General features: G+C 70.7%; 17 protein-coding genes. 8 read left to right on the top strand and 9 right to left on the bottom strand.

From position 1 onward, the window contains the following. The 6 genes from bamA to lpxB form a co-directional block, all read left to right on the top strand. Positions 1-1118 (top strand): outer membrane protein assembly factor BamA (bamA, locus tag KHC28_RS19280; RefSeq protein ID WP_214009917.1); only part of this gene is annotated, 1118 nt, incomplete at its 5' end. Positions 1119-1217: 99 nt separating this feature from the next. Next, positions 1218-2315, top strand: coding sequence for a UDP-3-O-(3-hydroxymyristoyl)glucosamine N-acyltransferase (lpxD, locus tag KHC28_RS19275; protein WP_214010014.1), 1098 nt, complete (start codon positions 1218-1220; stop codon positions 2313-2315). Continuing rightward, positions 2312-2785 carry a 3-hydroxyacyl-ACP dehydratase FabZ gene (gene fabZ / locus KHC28_RS19270; protein ID WP_214009916.1) on the top strand — a complete coding sequence of 158 codons (474 nt, stop codon included), beginning with the start codon at positions 2312-2314 and terminating at the stop codon, positions 2783-2785. Before lpxD ends, fabZ begins: the two co-directional genes overlap by 4 nt. Then, positions 2782-3612, top strand: coding sequence for an acyl-ACP--UDP-N-acetylglucosamine O-acyltransferase (gene lpxA / locus KHC28_RS19265; protein WP_214009915.1), 831 nt, complete (start codon positions 2782-2784; stop codon positions 3610-3612). Before fabZ ends, lpxA begins: the two co-directional genes overlap by 4 nt. After that, positions 3587-4534 (top strand): LpxI family protein, encoded by a 948-nt coding sequence (locus KHC28_RS19260; RefSeq protein ID WP_214009913.1) that lies wholly within the window; start codon positions 3587-3589, stop codon positions 4532-4534. The genes lpxA and KHC28_RS19260 overlap by 26 nt, the downstream gene beginning before the upstream one ends. After that, positions 4531-5718 (top strand): lipid-A-disaccharide synthase, encoded by a 1188-nt coding sequence (gene lpxB / locus KHC28_RS19255; RefSeq protein ID WP_214009911.1) that lies wholly within the window; start codon positions 4531-4533, stop codon positions 5716-5718. Before KHC28_RS19260 ends, lpxB begins: the two co-directional genes overlap by 4 nt. Before the next feature lie 161 nt (positions 5719-5879). Here the strand turns inward: lpxB and gltA are convergent, their stop codons facing one another. Both gltA and gltX read right to left on the bottom strand, forming a co-directional pair. Continuing rightward, positions 5880-7190 carry a citrate synthase gene (gene gltA, locus KHC28_RS19250; RefSeq protein ID WP_214009910.1) on the bottom strand — a complete coding sequence of 437 codons (1311 nt, stop codon included), beginning with the start codon at positions 7188-7190 and terminating at the stop codon, positions 5880-5882. Between the two features lie 248 nt (positions 7191-7438). After that, positions 7439-8875: a glutamate--tRNA ligase gene (gene gltX / locus KHC28_RS19245; protein ID WP_214009909.1), complete on the bottom strand. Its 1437-nt coding sequence runs from the start codon at positions 8873-8875 to the stop codon at positions 7439-7441. 220 nt (positions 8876-9095) lie between these two features. Between gltX and KHC28_RS27510 the strand changes: the two genes are divergently transcribed. Further along, complete coding sequence (locus KHC28_RS27510) at positions 9096-12056, top strand: ComEC/Rec2 family competence protein (RefSeq protein ID WP_246565025.1); 2961 nt, start codon at positions 9096-9098, stop codon at positions 12054-12056. Positions 12057-12369: 313 nt separating this feature from the next. Here the strand turns inward: KHC28_RS27510 and lexA are convergent, their stop codons facing one another. After that, positions 12370-13092: a transcriptional repressor LexA gene (gene lexA / locus KHC28_RS19235; protein WP_214009908.1), complete on the bottom strand. Its 723-nt coding sequence runs from the start codon at positions 13090-13092 to the stop codon at positions 12370-12372. 200 nt (positions 13093-13292) lie between these two features. Between lexA and atzF the strand changes: the two genes are divergently transcribed. After that, positions 13293-15122: an allophanate hydrolase gene (atzF, locus tag KHC28_RS19230; protein WP_214009907.1), complete on the top strand. Its 1830-nt coding sequence runs from the start codon at positions 13293-13295 to the stop codon at positions 15120-15122. A 72-nt stretch (positions 15123-15194) separates the two neighbouring features. On the opposite strand, the gene KHC28_RS19225 is transcribed toward atzF, so the two are convergent. The 6 genes from KHC28_RS19225 to trpD all read right to left on the bottom strand — a co-directional run bounded on the left by KHC28_RS19225 (position 15195) and on the right by trpD (position 20125). Beyond that, a complete protein-coding gene (locus KHC28_RS19225) occupies positions 15195-15908 on the bottom strand; it encodes a GntR family transcriptional regulator (protein WP_214009906.1) in 714 nt (237 codons plus the stop codon). 177 nt (positions 15909-16085) lie between these two features. Then, positions 16086-16472 carry an oxalurate catabolism protein HpxZ gene (gene hpxZ, locus KHC28_RS19220; protein WP_214009905.1) on the bottom strand — a complete coding sequence of 129 codons (387 nt, stop codon included), beginning with the start codon at positions 16470-16472 and terminating at the stop codon, positions 16086-16088. A 58-nt stretch (positions 16473-16530) separates the two neighbouring features. Beyond that, complete coding sequence (locus tag KHC28_RS19215; protein ID WP_214009904.1) at positions 16531-17760, bottom strand: molybdopterin molybdotransferase MoeA; 1230 nt, start codon at positions 17758-17760, stop codon at positions 16531-16533. A 15-nt stretch (positions 17761-17775) separates the two neighbouring features. Beyond that, positions 17776-18267, bottom strand: coding sequence for a cyclic pyranopterin monophosphate synthase MoaC (moaC, locus tag KHC28_RS19210; protein ID WP_214009903.1), 492 nt, complete (start codon positions 18265-18267; stop codon positions 17776-17778). A gap of 4 nt (positions 18268-18271) precedes the next feature. After that, entirely contained in the window at positions 18272-19096 is an 825-nt protein-coding gene (gene trpC / locus KHC28_RS19205; RefSeq protein WP_214009902.1) for an indole-3-glycerol phosphate synthase TrpC, read from the bottom strand. Positions 19097-19102: 6 nt separating this feature from the next. Beyond that, entirely contained in the window at positions 19103-20125 is a 1023-nt protein-coding gene (gene trpD, locus KHC28_RS19200; protein ID WP_214009901.1) for an anthranilate phosphoribosyltransferase, read from the bottom strand. Positions 20126-20134: the final 9 nt, after the last annotated feature.

Raw genomic sequence — 20134 nt, 5'->3', positions numbered from 1 at the left:
CGATCTCGGGCGGCTACTCGACCTCGGACGGCTTCATCGGCGAAGTGGCGGTGTCGGAGAAGAACTTCCTCGGCCGCGGCCAGTATGTCCGCCTCGCCGGCACGCTCGGCGAGAACGTCCAGGGCGTCGACTTCAACTTCACCGAGCCTTACTTCCTCGATTATCGCGTCGCTGCCGGCTTCGACCTGTCGTATCGCGAGACCGACTCGACGAGCTACAGCCCGTACAGCACCACCACCGGTGGCGGCACGCTGCGCGTTGGTCTGCCGCTGACCGACGAGCTGACCCTCGGTCTGCGCTACACGCTATCGCAGAAGGAAATCTCGATCGACGAGGACGACATCGCCACCTACGGTCAGATCTCCTGGGCGCTGCTCGAGGTGAACAACGACCCGGCGATCACCTCGGCGGTCGGCTACACGCTCAGCTACAACATGCTGGACAGCAACATCGATCCGACCAACGGCTACCTGCTCGAGTTCAAGCAGGACCTGGCCGGCCTCGGCGGCGATGTGAACTACATCCGCTCGACCTTCGACGCGCGCTGGTACATGCCGGTCTATGGCGACATGGTGCTGATGCTGCGTGGCCAGGCTGGTAACGTCTCCTCCTGGGGTGGCGAGGACCTGCGCATCCTTGACAACTTCTTCAAGGGTCCGGACCTCGTCCGCGGCTTCGAATCGAACGGTATCGGTCCGCGCGACCTGGCCTCCGGCCTCGACGGTTCCGATCCGGACGCGCTGGGCGGTACGCTCTACTGGGGCACGACGGCGGAACTGCAGTTTCCGCTCTCCTTCCTGCCGAAGGAAGTGGGCCTGAAGGCCGCGGTGTTCGCCGATGCCGGTTCGCTGTGGGACTACCAGGGCGACACCACCTTCGAGAACATCGCCGGCTGGGACCAGAATCTGGTGAACTGCAGCGCGATCGAAGGCTCCTCGACCAAGGGCATGGCCAATGTCTGCGTCGCCGACAGCGACTCGATCCGCTCCTCGGTCGGCGTGAGCCTGATCTGGAAGTCGCCCTTCGGCCCGCTGCGCTTCGACTATGCGTGGGTGCTGTCGAAGGAGGATTACGACCAGACGCAGGCGTTCCGCTTCAGCGGCGGCACCCGCTTCTGAGGTTTGCGCCCGATCCTTGGCGGCCACATCATTGGCGGAATACGACGGCCCGGCTCGCCCGGGCCGTCGGTTCATTGGGCGACAGGCATGTCCGGCACGATGCAGTCAGCGGCTGATCCTCTTTTCCACCGTCCGGTGCGGAGCTTTTCCCTCGACGAACTCTGCGCGCTGGTCGGAGGCCGGTTGGCCGATGCCCCGAAGGACGCGTGGCGGGGGCAATGTCACGTCTCCGGCATCGCCTCGCTGGAGGATGCCGGGCCGGACGACGTCACCTACATGGACGGCGCCCGCTTCGTGCCGGCGCTGCGCGCCACCCGCGCCGGCGTCTGCCTGATCGGCGAGCGCTTCATCGATGCAGTGCCGGCCGGCGTGGCGGCGGTGGTGGTGAAGCGCCCGCACGCCGCCTTCGTCGCGTTTTCCCGCGCGCTCTATCCCTCCTCGCTGCGGCCGGCCTCGGTGTTCGGCCAGTCGGGTGTCGCTGCCGGCGCCATGGTGCACCCGCAGGCGCGGCTCGAGGACGGCGTCACCGTCGATCCCGGCGCGGTGGTCGGCCCGGGCGCGGAGATCGGCACCGGCAGCATCGTCGCCGCCGGCGCGGTGATCGGGCCGGGGGTGCGCGTTGGGCGCGACTGCACCATCGGCGTCGGCGCCAGCGTGCTCAACGCGCTGCTCGGCGACCGGGTGATCCTGCATCCGGGCGTGCGCATCGGCCAGGACGGCTTCGGCTATGTCGGCGGCGCCGGCGGCCACGCCAAGGTGCCGCAGATCGGCCGGGTGATCGTGCAGAACGACGTCGAGATCGGCGCCTCCACCACCATCGACCGCGGCGGCCTGCGCGATACGGTGATCGGCGAGGGCACCAAGATCGACAATCTCGTACAGATCGCCCACAACGTGGTGATCGGGCGGCATTGCGTCATCGTCTCGCAGACCGGCATCGCCGGCAGCGCGACGCTGGGCGATTTCGTCATGCTGGGCGGGCAGGTCGGGGTGATCGGCCATGTCCGCATCGGCGACGGCGCGAGGATCGCGGCGACCAGCAATGTGAAGAACGACGTCCCGCCGGGCGTCGAATGGGGCGGTTCCCCGGCTCAGCCGATGCGGGACTGGTTCCGGGAGGTGATGGCGGTCCAGCGCCTAGCCCGTGCCGAGCGCGGGACCGGGCGGGCCGCTGACGAAGGACAGAAGAACTCATGAGCGAACAGGCCGAAACCAGTCTCGGCGCGGCGGACATCCAGAAGATTCTCGCCGCCCTGCCGCACCGCTACCCGTTCCTGATGGTGGACAAGATCGTCGGCATCGAGGGCGACAAGCGTGCGGTCGGCATCAAGAACGTCTCCGCCAACGAGCCGCATTTCCAGGGCCATTTCCCGGACAACCCGGTGATGCCGGGCGTGCTGATCCTCGAAGGCATGGCGCAGACCGCCGGGGCCATCTGCCTGTTCGAGCGGGCCGAGGGCGGCAAGCCGTCGCTGGTCTATTTCATGACCATCGACAAGGCGAAGTTCCGTCGGCCGGTGGTGCCGGGCGATGTACTGGAGTACCACATGACGCAGATGACCAAACGCCGCAACATGTGGTGGTTCCGTGGTGAGGCCAAGGTCGACGGCCAGCTGGTTGCCGAGGCCGAAGTCGGGGCGATGATCGCCCAGGGCGGCGGCAAATGAGCGGCACTGCACGCATCCACCCCACCGCGCTGGTCGAGGACGGCGCGGTGCTGGGCGAGAACGTCGAGATCGGTCCGTTCTGCACCGTCGGCCCCAATGTCGAGCTCGGCGAGGGCGTCCGGCTCATCTCCCATGTCGTGGTGGCCGGCCACACGCAGATCGGCGCCCATTCGGTGGTCTATCCCTTCGCCTCGCTCGGCCAGCCGCCGCAGTCGGTGCACTATAAGGGCGAGCCGTGCCGGCTGGTCGTCGGCGAGCGGTGCGTCATCCGCGAGCATGTGACGATGAACATCGGCACCGTCGGTGGCCACATGGAGACGCGGGTTGGCGCCAACGGCTTCTTCATGGTCGGCAGCCACGTCGCGCATGACTGCGTGATCGGCGAGCGGGTGGTGTTCGCCAACAACGCGACGCTGGCCGGCCATGTCACGGTGGGCGACAACGTGTTCATCGGCGGGCTGGCCGCGGTGCACCAGTTCACCCGCATCGGCGAGGGCGCGATGATCGGTGGCATGTGCGGCGTGCATTTCGACGTCATCCCGTTCGGCCTGATGATGGAAGGTCATCCGGGGCTGCGCTCGCTCAATTATACCGGGCTGAAGCGTCGCGGCCTTACGCTGCAGCAGCGTCGCGAATTGCAGGGCGCCTATCGCGAGCTGTTCTACGGCGCCGGCACGCTGGCGCAGCGCACGGATCGCGTGGCCGAGCACTTCGGCGAGAACGCCAATGTCATGCGGATCGTCGAGTTCGTCCGCACCGCCGGCAAGCGCCGCCTCACCGTTCCCGCCGATGCCGACGACAATGGCGCCGAGCCCGACGCCGCCTGAGGCTCCCGGGCTCGCCACCGCCGCGCCCGCCGCCGTGGACGGTGATCGGCAGGGCGGCGAGCCAAGCGGCGAGCCGCTTGCCATCATCTGCGGCGGCGGCGCCTTCCCGCTGGCGGTCGCCGAGGCGGCGACGCGCGCCGGACGGCGGGTGCATCTCTTCGCCCTGCGCGGCCTAGCCGATCCCGCCGTGGAGGCCTGGCCGCACAGCTGGATCGCCCTCGGCCAGTTCGGCAAGCTCTGCGCGGAGATGCGTCGGCGCGGCTGCCGCGACGTGGTGTTCATCGGCAATGTGCTGCGCCCGCGCCTCCTGGACGTGAAGTTCGACTGGGAGATGGTGCGGCAGCTGCCGCGCATCTTCCGCATGCTGCGCGGCGGCGACAATCATTTGCTTACCGGCGTCGGCGAGGCGTTCGAGGATGCCGGCTTCCGGCTGCTCGGCGCCCATGAGGTCGCGCCGGAGATCCTGGTGCCGGCCGGCCAGCTCGGCCGGGTGGCGCTCGGCCGCGATGAGCTCGACGACGTGCTCACCGGCCGCCACGCGCTCGCGGTGATGGGGCCGCTCGATATCGGCCAGGGGCTGGTGGTGATCAACCGGCACGTCGTCGCCGTCGAGGCGGCGGAGGGCACCGACCTGATGCTGCGCCGTTGCGCCGAACTCCGCTCCAATGGTCGTATCCGGCGCCGGGCGCCGTCCGGCGTGCTGGTGAAGGTGCCGAAGGTCGCGCAGGATCGGCGCTTCGATTTGCCCTCGCTCGGCGTCGCCACCGTCGAGGGCGCGGCGGCGGCCGGGCTCGCCGGCATCGCGGTCGAGGCTGGCGGGGTGATCGCTACCGATCTCGCGGCGATGATCCGCGCGGCGGATGCGGCCGGCCTGTTCATCTACGGATTCGCGCCGGAAGCCGACGGGGAGACGGGCCGATGAGCCAGGCGCCGGCGCGGCCGCTGTCGGTCTTCCTCATTGCCGGGGAGGAGTCGGGCGACGTGCTGGGCGCCGGGCTGATGCGCGAACTCGGCGTGCTCACCGGCGGCGCCATAGCTTTCACCGGGATCGGCGGACCGCGCATGGAGGCGGCCGGCCTCGCCTCGCTGTTCCCGATGGACGACATCACCGCCATCGGCGTCGGGCAGGTGGTCGCCGGCCTGCCGCGCATCCTCAAGCGCCTGCGCGAGGCCGCCGACGCCGTGGTGCGCGCGCGCCCCGACGTGCTGGTGCTGATCGACGCGCCGGACTTCACCCACCGCGTCGCCCACAAGGTGCGGTCGCGACTGCCGGATCTGCCGATCGTCAAATATGTCGCGCCCACCGTGTGGGTGTGGCGACCCGGGCGGGCAAAGGCGATGAAGCCGGATGTCGACCGGGTGCTGGCGGTGCTGCCCTTCGAGCCGGAGGTGATGGCGCGGCTCGACGGGCCGCCGACCACCTATGTCGGCCATCCGCTGCTCGGCATGCTGGACGAGATCCGCCCGAATGCCGAGGAGGCGCTGCGGCGCGACGGCAAGCCGCCGCTGCTGCTGGTGCTGCCGGGCAGCCGCCGCTCGGAACTGCAGCGGCTGGGGCCGCTGTTTGGCGATGTGCTGGCGCGGCTGGTGGCGCAGGTGCCGGACCTCGAACTGGTGCTGCCGACCCTGCCGCGCCGGCGGGCCGAGGTGGGGGCGATGGTGGCCGGCTGGACGGTGACGCCGCGCATCGTCGTCGACGAGGCGGAGAAGCACGCCGCCTTCCGCCGCGCCCGCGCCGCCTTCGCCGCTTCCGGCACGGTGACGCTGGAGCTGGCGCTCGCCGGCATTCCTTCCATCGCCACCTACCGGGTCCACTGGCTGGAGGCGCGCTTCGCCTATCACGTGCTGAACATCACCTCGGCGATCCTGCCCAACCTCATCCTCGGCGAGAAGGCGATCCCGGAATATCTGCAATGGTACATCGATCCGCCGGCGATGGCGGCGGTGCTTGCCCGGCTGATCGAGGGCGGGCCGGAGCGCGAGGCGCAGCTCGCCGCCTTCGAACGGCTCGGCGAACTGATGGGCGTCGATGGCGAGACGCCAAGCCGGCGCGCCGCCCGCGCAGTGCTGGAAGTGGCCGGCCGGCCGGCGCCGACGGCGCCCTAGGGGCGCGGCCTCCCGGCGCCTGAGCCGGGAACGATCACGGTCCCTGCAAACAACGACCCCGGAAACGAAAATCCCCGCCATCCGGTGCCGGAGGCGGGGATTGTATCAGCGTCGGTGCCTGAGCGGAGGACGATTTGCGCCGTCCTCCACCGCCGGCCGCCTCACTTGCGGCGGGCGATCGGCACGTAGTCGCGACGCTGCGCGCCGGTGTAGAGCTGGCGCGGGCGACCGATGCGCTGGCCCGGATCCTCGATCATTTCCTTCCACTGGCCGATCCAGCCCACGGTGCGGGCGAGGGCGAACAGCACGGTGAACATCGAGGTCGGGAAGCCGAGCGCGCGCAGGGTGATACCCGAATAGAAGTCGATGTTCGGGTAGAGCTTGCGCTCGACGAAATACTCGTCCTGCAGCGCGATGCGCTCCAGCTCCACCGCGATGTCGAGCAGCGGATCGTCCTTGATGCCAAGCTCGCCGAGCACCTCATGGCAGGTCTTCTGCATGATCTTGGCGCGCGGGTCGTAGTTCTTGTAGACGCGGTGGCCGAAGCCCATCAGGCGGAACGGGTCGTTCTTGTCCTTGGCGCGCTTGATGAATTCCGGGATGCGCTCCACGGAGCCGATTTCGCCGAGCATCTTGAGCGCCGCCTCGTTGGCGCCACCATGCGCCGGTCCCCACAGGCAGGCGATGCCGGCGGCGATACAGGCGAAGGGGTTGGCGCCGGAGGAGCCGGCGAGGCGCACGGTGGAGGTCGAGGCGTTCTGCTCGTGGTCGGCGTGCAGGGTGAAGATGCGGTCGATGGCGCGCGACAGCACCGGGTTCACCTTGTATTCCTCGCACGGCACCGAGAAGCACATGCGCAGGAAGTTCGAGGCGTAGTCGAGGTCGTTCTTCGGGTAAACGAAGGGCTGGCCGATATGGTACTTGTAGGCCATGGCCGCCAGCGTCGGGATCTTCGCGATCATCCGCACCGAGGCGATCATGCGCTGCTGCGGGTCGGCGATATCGGTGCTGTCGTGATAGAAGGCCGAGAGCGCGCCGACCGAAGCGACCAGCACCGCCATCGGATGGGCGTCGCGGCGGAAACCATGGAAGAAGCGGCTCATCTGCTCATGCACCATGGTGTGGCGCGTGACGCGGTAGTCGAAGTCCGCCTTCTGGGCGGCAGTGGGCAGCTCGCCATAGAGCAGCAGGTAGCATGTCTCGAGGAAGTCGCCGTCTTCGGCCAGCTGCTCGATCGGGTAGCCGCGATAGAGAAGGACGCCTTCGTCGCCGTCGATATAGGTGATCTGGCTCTCGCAGCTCGCGGTCGAGGTGAAGCCGGGGTCGTAGGTGAACATCCCGGTCTGGCCGTAGAGCTTGCCGATATCGACGACCTGCGGCCCGATCGTGCCGTTCAGAATCGGGAGGTCCCAGCTCTTGTCGCCGATACTGAGTGTGGCCGTTTTCGCGGAAGTGCCGTTGATGGCGTCCATGCGGGGTCTCCCTGAGAGTCAATGGACCGAACGAAGCGGAGCGCGTCGGCGGGGGTTCTCGCCTTGTTGTGCGGCAGCCGTTTCCGAGGGGCCTTCTATGCTCCCCAGTGGCTGGACGCGTAAAGTCGTAACGGTTTCGAACCGTGCTCGCAAGCGCAGCGGACACGGTAGGCCAATAACATCGAAATCCAGTAACGGCAGGGCGTTTCGCGGTTTTCGCACCTGCATCAACACTTCGTCGTACGACCTCAGGCCGCCCGTCCGGCGGGCGCCTGATCGGCGATGCGCGCCAGCGACTCGTCGCGCCCCAATACCGCCAGCACGTCGAAGATGCCGGGGGAGGTGGTGCGGCCGGTCATGGCGGCGCGCAGCGGCTGGGCGATGGCGCCGAGCTTCACGCCCCGGGCCTCGGCGACGGTGCGCACCGCCGCCTCGGTGCTGGCGGCGGTCCATTCGCCGGTCTCGGCCAGCGCCGCATGGGTGGCGACGAGCAGGGCGCGGGCGTCGTCGGTGAGCAGTGCCTTGGCCTTCTCCTCCATGTCGAGCGGGCGCTGCTTGACGATGTAGCCGGCACTGTCGATCAGCTCGATCAGCGTCTTTGCCCGCTCCTTCAGGCCGGGCATGGCGGCGAGGAACTGCGCGCGCTTTTCCGGGGTGAGCGCGGCGGCGATCTCGGCGCCGTTCGGCAGGTGCGGCAGCAGCTGGTCGATGGCGGCCATCAGCTCGGCATCCGGGGTCGCCCGCATGTAGTGGCCGTTGATGTTTTCCAGCTTGGCGAAGTCGAAGCGGGCCGGCGAGCGGCCGACGCGGTCGAGATCGAAAAGCGAGATCATCTCCTCGGTGGAGAAGATCTCCTGGTCGCCATGGCTCCAGCCGAGGCGGACGAGGTAATTGCGCAGCGCGGCGGGCAGGTAGCCCATCGCCCGATAGGCGTCGACGCCGAGCGCGCCATGGCGCTTGGAGAGCTTGGCGCCGTCCGGCCCGTGGATCAGCGGGATATGCGACATGATCGGCACGTCCCAGCCGAGCGCGCGGTAGATCTGCGTCTGGCGGGCGGCATTGGTGAGATGGTCGTCGCCGCGGATGATGTGGGTGACGCCCATGTCGTGGTCATCAACCACCACCGAGAGCATGTAGGTCGGCGTGCCGTCCGAGCGCAGCAGCACGAGGTCGTCGAGTTCCTTGTTCTGGAACACCACGCGGCCCTGCACCAGGTCGTCGATCACCGTCTCGCCCTCGTTCGGCGCCTTCAGCCGGATGGCCGGCTTGACGCCGGCAGGCGCCTCGCCGGGATCGCGGTCGCGCCAGCGGCCGTCATAGCGCGGGGCGCGGCCTTCCTTGCGGGCGGTTTCGCGCATCTCCTCCAGCTCGGCGGCGGTGGCGTAGCAGGGATAGGCGTGGCCGGCGGCGATCATCTGCTCCACCGCCTCGCGGTGACGCGCGGCGCGGGCGAACTGGTAGATGACGTCGCCGGACCAGTCGATGCCGAGCCAGGACAGGCCGTCGATGATCGCGTCGATCGCTTCCGGGGTGGAGCGCTGGCGGTCGGTGTCCTCGATGCGCAGCAGCATCTTGCCGCCCTTGGCATGGGCGTACAGCCAGTTGAACAGCGCAGTGCGGGCGCCGCCGATATGGAGGAAGCCGGTCGGGGAGGGGGCGAAGCGGGTAATGACGGTGTCGGACATCGGCTTTCCGTGTCGTCGCCCGGCGCAGCGTCGCGGGCGGTAGCGGTCGGGATGCGTGCGTGTACCATAGGAGCGCGAGCGGGGAAAAGACGCCGTGCGGCAAGAGGTCGACGACAAGAGGTCGGCGGCACAGGATCGTACGGGGGACGTGGGGGACATGGCGGGCGATCGCGTCGGGCGCGCGAGGGCGCGGGCAGGGGGGCAGGCGGTCGCCGTGCCCATGCCTGTCCATGCGCCCGGTCACGCGCCTGCGCTTCCGGTCGCCCTTGCCGGCGGCACCCGGCCGCCTCTGCCGGTGCGGCTCGCCGGCGCGCTCGGTGTCCTGCTGGCACGCGAGGTGGAAGACCGGCGCGGCGCGCTGTTCCTGCCGGTCGGCTTCGCGCTCGGCATCGCCCTCTATCTCGGCGCCGCCGCCGAGCCGTCGCCCTATGCCGGGCCGGCGGCCTTCCTGGTGCTGCTCGGCCTCGCCCTTGCCTTGCGGGCCCGGCCCTTCGCCTTTCACGCGCTGGCGCTGGCGGCGAGCGTGGCGGCCGGCTTCGGCCTCGCCAGCCTGCAGGTGCAGCGCATGGCGCATCCGGTGCTGGCGGCGCCGCTCGCCGGCGTCACGGTGAGCGGCATGGTCGAGCAGGCCGAGCTGCGCCCGCGCGGCAGCCGCATCGTGCTGAAGGTGAGCGGCTTCGACCGTCCGCCCAAAGTGACGCCGCAGCGCGTGCGCATCGCGCTCGCCACGGCGAGCCCGCCCGCGGTCGGGACGCATGTGAGCCTGCGTGCCGATCTCGCCGCGCCGCCGGGGCCGGCCTATCCCGGCGGCTTCGATTTCGGCCGGGCGGCGTGGTTCGAGGGCATCGGCGCCACCGGCTATGCGGTCGGCAAGTGGCGCGAGACGCCGGCGCCGTCGCCGCCCGACCTTGCGCTCGCCTTTTCCGCCTGGCTGGAGGCGAGCCGGCAGGCCATGGCGGCGCGCATCCGCACCGTGCTGCCGGGCGAGGCCGGCGGCGTCGCCGTGGCGCTGGTCACCGGCATTCGCGGCCAGGTGCCCGAGCCGCTGGAAGAGGCGATGCGCGTCTCCGGCCTGTCGCACATCCTGTCGATCTCCGGCCTGCACATGGCGCTGGTGGCGACGACGGTGTTCTTCCTCGCCCGGGCGCTGCTCGCCCTGTGGCCGGGGCTGGCGCTCACCCGGCCGATCAAGGCCTGGGCGGCGGTGCCGGCGCTGCTTGCGGCCACCTACTACCTGCTGCTGTCCGGCGCCGAGGTGGCGACGCAGCGCTCCTATGTGATGACGCTATTGGTGCTGTGCGGCGTGATGCTCGGCCGCCCGGCGCTCACCTTGCACACGCTGGCGCTGGCGGCGCTCATCGTGCTGGCGCTGACCCCCTGGGCGATCCTCGATCCCGGCGCGCAGATGTCGTTCGCTGCCACGCTGGCGCTGATCGTCGTCTATGAGCGCGGCGGCCGCCGGCTCCTTGCCGCCGGAACCGGCCGGGTGCCGTGGTATGCCTCCGGCCCGACGCGCTGGCTGGCGGCTCTGGCGCTGACCTCGCTGGCCGCCGGGCTCGCCACCGCGCCCTATGCCGCCTACCATTTCCAGCGCCTCGCGCCGCTGAGCCTCATCGCCAATCTCGTCGCCACGCCACTGGTGAGCTTCGTGATCATGCCGGCCGGCCTCGTCGGCACGCTGGCCATGCCGTTCGGCTGGGAGGGGCCGGCCTTCCGGGTGATGGGCTGGGGCATCGACGCCATGAACGCCGTCGCGCGCTGGGTGGCTGCGCTGCCCGGCGCCGATGGCGGCGTGCCGGCTATGCCGCTGGCCAGCCTGGTATTGATCACCCTGGCCTTTCTCGCCCTGTGCCTGCTGCGCACGCGCCTGTCGCTGGCCGCGGCGCTGCTGGCGCTCGCCGCCGGCGGGCCGATCCTCGCCGCCCGCCCGCTCGACGTGCTGATCGATGCACAGGCGCGGACGGTGGCGGTGCGCGGCCCGGGCGGCGAGCTCGCTTTGATGGGCGACCGCCGCAAGGGCCTCGCCGAGCGCTTCGCCGCCGAGCAATGGCTCTCGGCCGAGGGCCGGCGCGGCAAGGGCGTGGCGGCAGGGGAGGCGGCTGGGGCGGCCAGGACGACGATCAGGCGGGAGACGGTGCCGGCGAGTGGCGTGGTGGCCGGTTTGATACGCCCCTCGCAATCTCCGATTTCCCCGACCGCCACCTCGCCGACCGCCCCCGCCGCGGGTCGCGTCCCGGCACTACCAGCGGCCGCGGTGCCGTCCGCGACAATGCCCCTGTCGGCGAGCGGTTTGGAACCTCCCCCGGACACTCAAGCTTTCCCGAACGCCACGTCGCCGACCGCTCCCGCCGTCAGTCCTGTCCCGCCGCCGATAGACGCCCAGCTATCCGCGAGAGCGTCCCTGTCGGCGAGCGGTTTGGAACCTCCCCCGGACACTCAAGCTTCCCCGACCGCCGCGTCGCCGACAGCCCCCGCCGTCAGTCGTGTCCCGCCGCCGATCGACGCGCAGCTATCCGCGGGAGCGTCCCTGTTGGCGAGCGGTTTGATACCTCCCCCGGACACTCAAGCTTCCCCGAACGCCGCGTCACCGACCGCCTCCGCCGTCAGTCCTGTCCCGCCGCCGGCGGCGGGCGCCGGGCCGTCCGCGACAGCGTCCTCTTCGCGCCCGCCCAACAATGCACCGGCTTCCGGGCAGGGACCTACCCGGCCTGATTCCGGGGGCCCGTTGACGGCGGAACTCGAAAACGCTCAGTCCGCTGCGCGCGCCGTCGCGCCATCGTCCGGCGCGGCGCAGGCTGGGATGCCGCAGCCCGGCCTTTCCGATGTCGCGACGGCTGCCGACCTTCTGTCGACCCTCGCGTCCGCTTCGGGATCCGCCAGCTCGCCACCAGCCGGAAGCGTCGCCGCGCGTTGCGATGCGTTGGGCTGCGTGCTGCCGGCGCGTGATGGCCGACTGGTCGCCTATCCGCTCGATCCCGCCGCGCTGGCCGATGATTGCCGGCGCGCGGCGCTGGTGCTGACACGCTTCAAGGCGCCGGCGGATTGCGCCGCCGAGGTGGTGCAGCTCGATCGCGCGGGTGAGGGCGCCGGCACCGCGCTGCGGCTCGAGCCCGATGGTCGGTGGCGGCGCATCGAGGCTCGCCCGCCGGACGGCACGCGCCCCTGGTTGCCGGGGTCCTAGCTGTCCACGGCTCGAGCCCGACGATCGCTGGTGCCCCATCGAGGCCCGCCTGCCGAATGGCACGCGCCTCGCGCTGCCTAACGCCTAGCATGGGATGTGTATCGCAACGTCGGCGATACTCGGCACGCGACGTCGGGGCGCGCCCCTGATCGTCACTGCTCCCGGCACCGCCCGCTATCCGTTCCAGGTAGGTCCGCGCTCTTCCGTGCGCTGCCGCGTGCGCCCATCGGCGTCACAGGCCCGCACGAACAGGCATCCCGCCGTCAGAGATTCCGCCCTGCGCTGGCGCGCCAGCCCGTCGCGTCCCGGCGGCTCAGTAACGGCGGAACAGGCCGACCAGCCGGCCCTGGATGCGCACCCGGTCCGGTCCGAAGATGCGGGTCTCGTAGGCCGGGTTGGCGGCTTCCAGCGCGATGGAGGCGCCCTTGCGGCGCAGGCGCTTCAGCGTCGCCTCCTCGTCATCGATCAGCGCCACCACGATCGAGCCGTTCTCGGCGGTGTCGCCGCGACGGATCAGCGCCAGGTCGCCGTCGAGAATGCCGGCCTCGATCATCGAATCGCCGCGTACTTCCAGCGCGAAATGCTCGCCGCTGCCCAGCATGTCCGCTGGCATGGCGATGGTCTGGCTGGCCGACTGGATGGCGGAGATCGGCGAGCCTGCGGCGATGCGGCCCATCACCGGGATCGGGATCGGCCGGGCCAATTCCTCCTCGGCGGCCGGCGGCGCGGTCGGCTTGGCACGGCCGAGGCTGCCTTCGATCACGCTCGGCGCGAAGCTGCGCGCCGGAGCCGGCGCCGCCGCCTTGGGTGCCGCCTGCACCGTCTCCGGCAGGCGGATCACCTCCAGTGCCCGCGCGCGGTTCGGCAGGCGGCGAATGAAGCCGCGCTCCTCCAGGGCGGTGATCAGCCGGTGAATGCCGGACTTGGACCGGAGGTCGAGCGCTTCCTTCATCTCTTCGAAGGATGGCGGCACGCCGCTCTCCTTCAGCCGTTCATGGATGAAGCGAAGCAGTTCGTGTTGCTTGCGGGTGAGCATCAGCGCAGGTCCGTCCCCAGCGGTCAGGCAAAATGAAACAAATCACGAACAAACACTATCCGTTCTTTTTGTGTTCCACAATCGGTAAATAAAGCGCTAAGCGGTCGACGCGGCGGCGGGCTCCGACTAGTGTATGCAATGTCATATTGATTGCTCATGTTATATGCAGTTTTGTGATCTGCTCAGCCGGGAGACCCGCATTGTCCGCCACGATCGCCGAAATCCTCCACGCACACCGCTCCGGCCGCTCGACCCCCGCGCGCACCGTCGCCGCCTGCCTGGAGCGGATCGAGCGTCACGCCGATCCCTCGGTGTTCACCGCGCTGGTCGGCCCGGAGGCGCTCGCCGAGCAGCTGGCGGCGCTGGAGGGGCGGGATCCGGCGCAACTGCCGCTCTATGGCGTGCCCTTCGCGGTGAAGGACAATATCGACGTCGCCGGCCTGCCGACCAGCTGCGCCTGCCCGGACTTCGCCTATGTCGCCGCGCGCGACGCCACCGCCGTCGCCCGGCTGAAGCGCGCCGGTGCCATCGTCATCGGCAAGACCAATCTCGACCAGTTCGCCACCGGGCTGAACGGCACCCGCTCGCCCTATGGCACGCCGCGCAATGCAGTGCGCGCCGATCTCATCCCCGGCGGCTCCAGCTCCGGCTCCGGCGTCGCGGTGGCGGCGGGGCTGGTGGCGTTCTCGCTCGGCACCGATACCGCCGGTTCGGGCCGCATCCCCGCCGGCCTCAACAACGTCGTCGGCATCAAGCCGAGCCTCGGCCTGGTTTCCACGGCCGGGCTGGTGCCGGCCTGCCGCACGCTCGACTGCATCTCGGTATTCGGCCTCACCGTCGAGGATGCCTTCACCGCGCTGCGGGCGATGGCCGGGCCGGACGAGGCCGATCCATTCTCGCGTCCGCTGCCGCTCGGCGCGCCCGGCGCCTTCCCGGCGGCGGCGCGCATCGCCGTGCCGCGGCCGGAGGACCGGCTGTTCCTCGGCGACCGCCAGGCGGAAGCCGCCTTCACGCAGGCGATCGCGCGGCTGGCCTCGCTCGGCGCCCGCATCGTCGAGATCGCCATGGAGCCGTTCTACGAGACGGCGAAGCTGCTCTATGAGGGGCCCTGGGTGGCCGAGCGCTACGCCGCCGTCGGCCCCTTCCTCGAATCGAAGCCGGACAGCTTCAACGAGGTGGTGCGCTCCATCATCGAGGAAGGGCGGCGGCGCACCGCCGTCGAAGCGTTCCGCGCGCATTACCGCCGGGTCGAGCTGGCGGCGCGCGCCCGCGCCAGCCTCGATGGCTGCGACGCGCTGATGGTGCCGACCATGCCGACCGTCTACACGGTGGAGGAGATGCTGGCCGATCCGGTGCGGCTCAATTCCAATCTCGGCATCTATACCAACTTCGTGAACCTGCTCGACATGTGCGGCATCGCCGTGCCGTCGGGGATGCGGCCGGACGGGGCGCCGGTGGGCGTCACGCTGCTGGCCGGGGCAGGGCGCGACGCGCAGCTCGCCGCCATCGCCGCCGCCTTCCATGCCGCGACCGACCTGCCGATGGGCGCCACCGGCCTGCCGCTGCCGGCGCTGCCCCAGGCCGTGCCGCAGCCGGGCGCGGGCTATCACGCCCTCGCGCTGTTCGGGGCGCATCTGTCAGGCCTGCCGCTCAATGGCGAGCTGCTGGCGGCGGGTGGGGTGTTCCTGCGCCGGGCGCGCACCAGCGAGGATTACCGGCTCTACGCGCTCCCCGAAGGGCGGGTGCGCCGTCCGGGCCTGCTGCGGGTTGAGCCGGGCAGCGGCGGGGCGATCGACTGCGAGATCTGGGCGCTGCCCGCCGAGGCCTTCGCCGGCTTCGTCGACGCCATTCCCGCGCCGCTCGGCATCGCCACCATCCAGCTGGAGGATGGCAGCCGGGTGAAGGGCTTCGCGCTGGAGGCGGTGGCGGCGCGCGATGCGCGCGACATTACCGAATTCGGCGGCTGGCGCGGCTTCCTCGCCGACGACCAGCGTCAGCGCCAGGCTGCCGGCATCCCGGCGGCGGGGTGAGGCACGGCGTCCGGCGCCGGGATCAACGAGTCCCGCGCGCCGCTGGCGCCGGGGTCGGAAAGTCCAGCGATATCAAATCAGTTGCGCGTATTTCTCATACGCGTCGTGAACGATGGCGATGTGGTCGCGCATCGCCATCGCCGCCCCATCGCGGTCGCCGCGCAGGATGGCGGTGACCACCCGGTCGTGCTCCAGATGCGAGAGGGCGAGGCGCCCCAGCGCGCGAAACTGCGCCCGGCGGAACGGCGAGAGCCGCTGCCGCGTCGCCAGCGTCAGCTCGACCAGATAGTCATTGTGCCCGCCGGCATAGATCGAGGCATGGAACTGCTCGTTCGCCTCGCGATAGGCGGCGAAGTCGCCGAGCCGCATCATCTCGCCCATGTCGGCGTGCAGCGTTTCCAGCCGGCGCCGCTCGGCCGGGTTGATGTTCTGCGCGCACAGGCCGGCGCACAGCGCCTCGAGCTCGGCCATCACCTCGAACATGTTCTGCAGCCGCTCGAAGCTCGGCCGGGCGACGATGGCACCGCGATGCGGACGGGCGTCGATCAGGCCGGAGGCGGCGAGCTCGCGGATCGCCTCGCGCACCGGGGTGCGCGACACGCCGAAGCGGGCCGCCAGCGCGCTCTCGTCCAGCAAGGTGCCGGGCGGCTGCTGGCCACGGGTGATCTCGTCGGCGAGCTGTTCGCGAATATCCTCGGCGCGGGTCCGGCGACCGGGGCGCGCCGTGGTGGCAGCGGCGGCGGTAGGCGGCACGGCGAGGGCGACGGGACTTTCGGGAAGCGACATGTCAGCCCCGCCGGCCGGCGCGCGGCACGGGTGCCCTCCGGGCGGGGGCGGTGGCGGGGATGTGGAAACGGGTCATCGGCTCTCGGCAGGCTCGGTTTCAGGCGGAAGGTTCAGCTAGCGGCAGGTTCGGATAGTGGTTTGTTGCGGCGATTTTCCAGCGCAGGCCGGAATCGACGCTCACGCCGGTTCGGCGATCAGGCTGACATGGGCGGCGACGACTTTCCATCCCCCGGCGGTGCGCATCCAGGTCTGCATCTGCCGGCCGACCTTGCCGGGCGCGGAGGCGCGGCGGAACAGCGTCGCGGCGATGGCCATGTCGCGGCCATAGGTGGTGATCACCGTGCCGTCCAGCGTGCGCTCCAGCCCGACGGGCGAGCGGGCGGCGCGAAAGGCGCGGATGGCACCGATGCCGTAGAGGTTTTCGCCGCCGCCATAGCGGATGGTGCGGGCATCGTCCCAGAATAGGTCGTCGAGCGCCGCCACATCATTGCTGACCAGCGCCTGCTCGTAGCGGGCGAACGCCGCTTCGACCTCGGCCCTCACCTCGGGGATGTCGATGTCCATCGTGCTGGAATCCCTTGCATCTTGCTATGGGACAGCACACAGCCTCGGACGTGCCGGGTCAATCCTCCAGCGGCAGAATCTCGCAAGTCTCGCCGGCCTTGGCGGCGGGGGCGTTCGGGCCGCGCACCAGCAGCACGTCGGCGCGCGAGAGCAGGCTCAGCATGGAGGAATCCTGCACCGGCATCGGGCGGACCTGCGGTATCCCGGCGCGATGGCCGGTGATCTGCGCCCGCATGAAGTCCATGCGGTGGTCGTTGGCCTTCACGTCGGCCGCGAGTTCGGCCGGCACCAGCTCCAGCCCGCCGACCCCCGCCTCGCCCTGGAGGCGGCGCAGCAGCGGGCGCAGGAAGATGAGGGCGCAGACATAGGCCGAGACCGGGTTGCCGGGCAGGCCGAGCACATGCGCCGAGCCTGGGGCCGGAAACCGGCCGAACATCAGCGGCTTGCCCGGCCGCAGCGCGATCTTGTGTACCGCCAGCGCGGCGCCCTCGGCGGTCAGCGCCGGGGCGACGAGATCGTGGTCGCCGACCGAGGCGCCGCCCGAGGTCACCAGCACGTCGAGCCCGGCGTCGCGGGCGGCGCGGATGCCCGCGCGGGTGTCGTCCATCCGGTCCGGCAATATGCCGAGGTCGACTACCTCGGCGCCGGCCAGCCGGGCGACGCCGCCGACCGCGTAGATGTTGGACAGGATCACCTGATGCGCCTCGGCGCCCAATCCCGGGCGCACCAGCTCGTCGCCGGTGGAGAGGAGGCCCACGCGGGGACGCCGGGTCGCCTGCACTGAAGCGAGGTCGCAGGCGGCGACCAGCGCGAGATCGCGCGCCCGCAGGCGGTGGCCGGCCTCCAGCACCGTCTCGCCGTCGCGGAAGTCGCCGCCGGCCTTGCGGATGTGCCGGCCGGCGATGGCGGCCTCGTTGATGCGGACGGCGGCCCCCTCGCGCGCGGTGTCCTCCTGGATCACCACCGCGTCGGCACCGTCCGGCACCACCGCGCCGGTGAACAGACGTACCGCCTGTCCGGGGGCGAGCGTGCCGGAATAGGGGCGCCCGGCGGCGGATTCGCCGACGACCTCAAGCAGCGCGCCCTGCGTCGCGTCGGCGGCGCGCACCGCGTAGCCGTCCATCGCCGAGACGTCGCGGCCCGGCGTGGTGCGGCGCGCCACCACCGGGGCGGCGAGCACGCGCCCGAGCGCGGCGTCGAGCGCCACGGTCTCCGCCGGCAGAACCTCGGCTTGCGACAGCAGGCGCTCCAGCGCCTCCTCAAGCGGCATCAATGCGGTCTTGGCCATGGTCGCTGCGATCTCTCAGTCCGCCGTCCAGTGACCGGAGCGGCCGCCGGCCTTCTCCAGCACCCTTATGCCCTCGATGCGCATGCCGCGGTCCACCGCCTTCGCCATGTCGTAGATGGTGAGGCAGGCGACCGACACCGCGGTGAGCGCCTCCATCTCGACGCCGGTCTGGCCGGCGGTGCGCACGCTCGCGCGCACGTGCAGGCCGGGCAGGGAGGCGTCGGCCTCGATCTCCACCGCCACCTTGGAGAGCAGCAGTGCGTGGCAGAGCGGGATCAGCTCATGGGTGCGCTTGGCGGCCATGATGCCGGCGAGCCGGGCGGTGCCGATCACATCGCCCTTCTTGGCGTTGCCGCTCTCGATGAGCGCCAGCGTCTCCGGCAGCATCACCACGCGGCCCTCGGCCAGCGCGATACGGTCGGTCACCGCCTTGTCGGCGACGTCGACCATGTTGGCGGCGCCGCTGGCGTCGATATGCGAGAGCTTCGGCTGCTCGGGAGCGCCCATCGGGTCAGCCCGCGCGGCTGAGCGCGTTGCCGGCCGCTGGGCCGGCGAGCAGCGTCCGCGTCGCCGCTGTGACGTCCTGCTGCCGCATCAGGCTCTCGCCGACCAGGATGGTGCGGATGTTCACCTGCGCCAGCCGGGCGATGTCGTCGGGGGTGAAGATGCCGCTCTCGCCGACGATCACCCGGTCGGCCGGGATGCGCGGCGCCAGCCGCTCGGAGGTGGCGAGCGTTACCTCGAAATTGCGCAGGTTGCGGTTGTTGATGCCGACCAGCCGCGCCGGCAGCTTCAGGGCCCGGTCGAGCTCGGCATCGTCGTGCACCTCGACCAGCGCGTCCATGCCGAGGCCGTGCGCGGCGTCGACGAGGTCGCGCGCCAGCGCATCGTCCACCGAGGCCATGATGACGAGGATGCAGTCGGCGCCCCAGGCACGGGCCTCCTCGACCTGATAGGTGTCGTAGAGGAAATCCTTGCGCAGCGCGGGCAGGGCGCAGGCGGCGCGGGCGGCGGTGAGGAATTCCGGCGCGCCCTGGAAGGAGGGCGTGTCGGTGAGCACCGAAAGGCAGGCGGCGCCGCCGGCCTCATAGGCCTTGGCCAGCGCCGGCGGATCGAAGTCGGGGCGGATCAGCCCCTTGGACGGGCTGGCCTTCTTGATCTCGGCGATCAGCGCGGTCCTGCCGGCGGCGATCTCGGCCTCGATGGCCTTCAGGAAGCCGCGCGGGGCAGGGGCGGCAGCGGCGCGGGCGGCGATCTCGGCCGGCGGCACCTTCAGCTTGGCCGCGGCGATCTCCTCGCGCTTGTAGGCGCCGATCTTCTCGAGAATGTCCGCCATCGCGTCTTACTCCTCGATGTCGTTGGAGACCGCGACCAGCCGCGCCAGCGCGGCTTCCGCATGGCCGCCATTCAGGCTCCAGCGGGCGAGCTCCAGCCCTTCGCCGATCGCGTCGGCCTTGCCGGCCACCACCAGAGCGGCGGCGGCGTTCAGCAGCGAGATATCGGCATAGGCGTTCTTCGCGCCGTTGAGTACGGCGCGCAAGGCGAGCGCGTTCACCGCGCCGTCGCCGCCCTTCAGCGCCTCCGGCGTCGCCCGCGCGAGGCCGAAGCGCTCCGGCTCGATCTCGAAGCTCGACAGCTTGCCATCGCGCAGCTCGGCGACATAGGTCGGCCCGGTGGTGGTGATCTCGTCGAGCCCATCGGAGCCGTGCACCACGAAGGCGCGCTCGGAGCCCAGCGTGCGCAGCACCTCGGCCAGCGGTTCGATCCAGCCGCGCGCGAACACGCCGACCATCTGCCGCGTCACCCCGGCGGGGTTCGACAGCGGGCCGATCAGGTTGAAGATGGTGCGGGTGCCCATTTCCACCCGGGTCGGGCCGACATGCTTCATCGCCGGATGATGCGCCGGGGCGAACATAAAGCCGATGCCGGCATCCGCGATGCAGCGGGAGATGCCGGCCGGCGAGAGGTCGATCTTCACGCCGAGCGCCATCAGCACGTCGGCGGCGCCGGATTTGGAGGACAGCGCCCGGTTGCCGTGCTTGGCCACCGGCACGCCGGCGCCGGCGACGATGAAGGAGGCGCAGGTGGAGATGTTGTAGGAGCCGGAGGCGTCGCCGCCGGTGCCGACCACGTCGACCGCGCCGGGCGGGGCGGAAACCCGCAGCATCTTGGCGCGCATGGTGGTCACCGCGCCGGCGATTTCCTCGACATCCTCGCCGCGCACGCGCAGGCCCATCAGCACCGCGCCGATCTGCGAGGGCGTCGCCTCGCCGGACATCATGATGTCGAAGGCGCCCGCCGCCTCGGCGCGCGTCAGCGTGGCGCCGGTGGCGATCTTGCCGATGACGGCCTTCAAATTCTCCATGGTCCCCGC

The organism is Ancylobacter sonchi, from assembly GCF_018390695.1.
In the GTDB taxonomy this organism is placed as follows: domain Bacteria; phylum Pseudomonadota; class Alphaproteobacteria; order Rhizobiales; family Xanthobacteraceae; genus Ancylobacter; species Ancylobacter sonchi.
The sequence above is the reverse complement of the archived record's forward strand: the minus strand, read 5'-3'. Positions and strand labels throughout refer to the sequence as shown.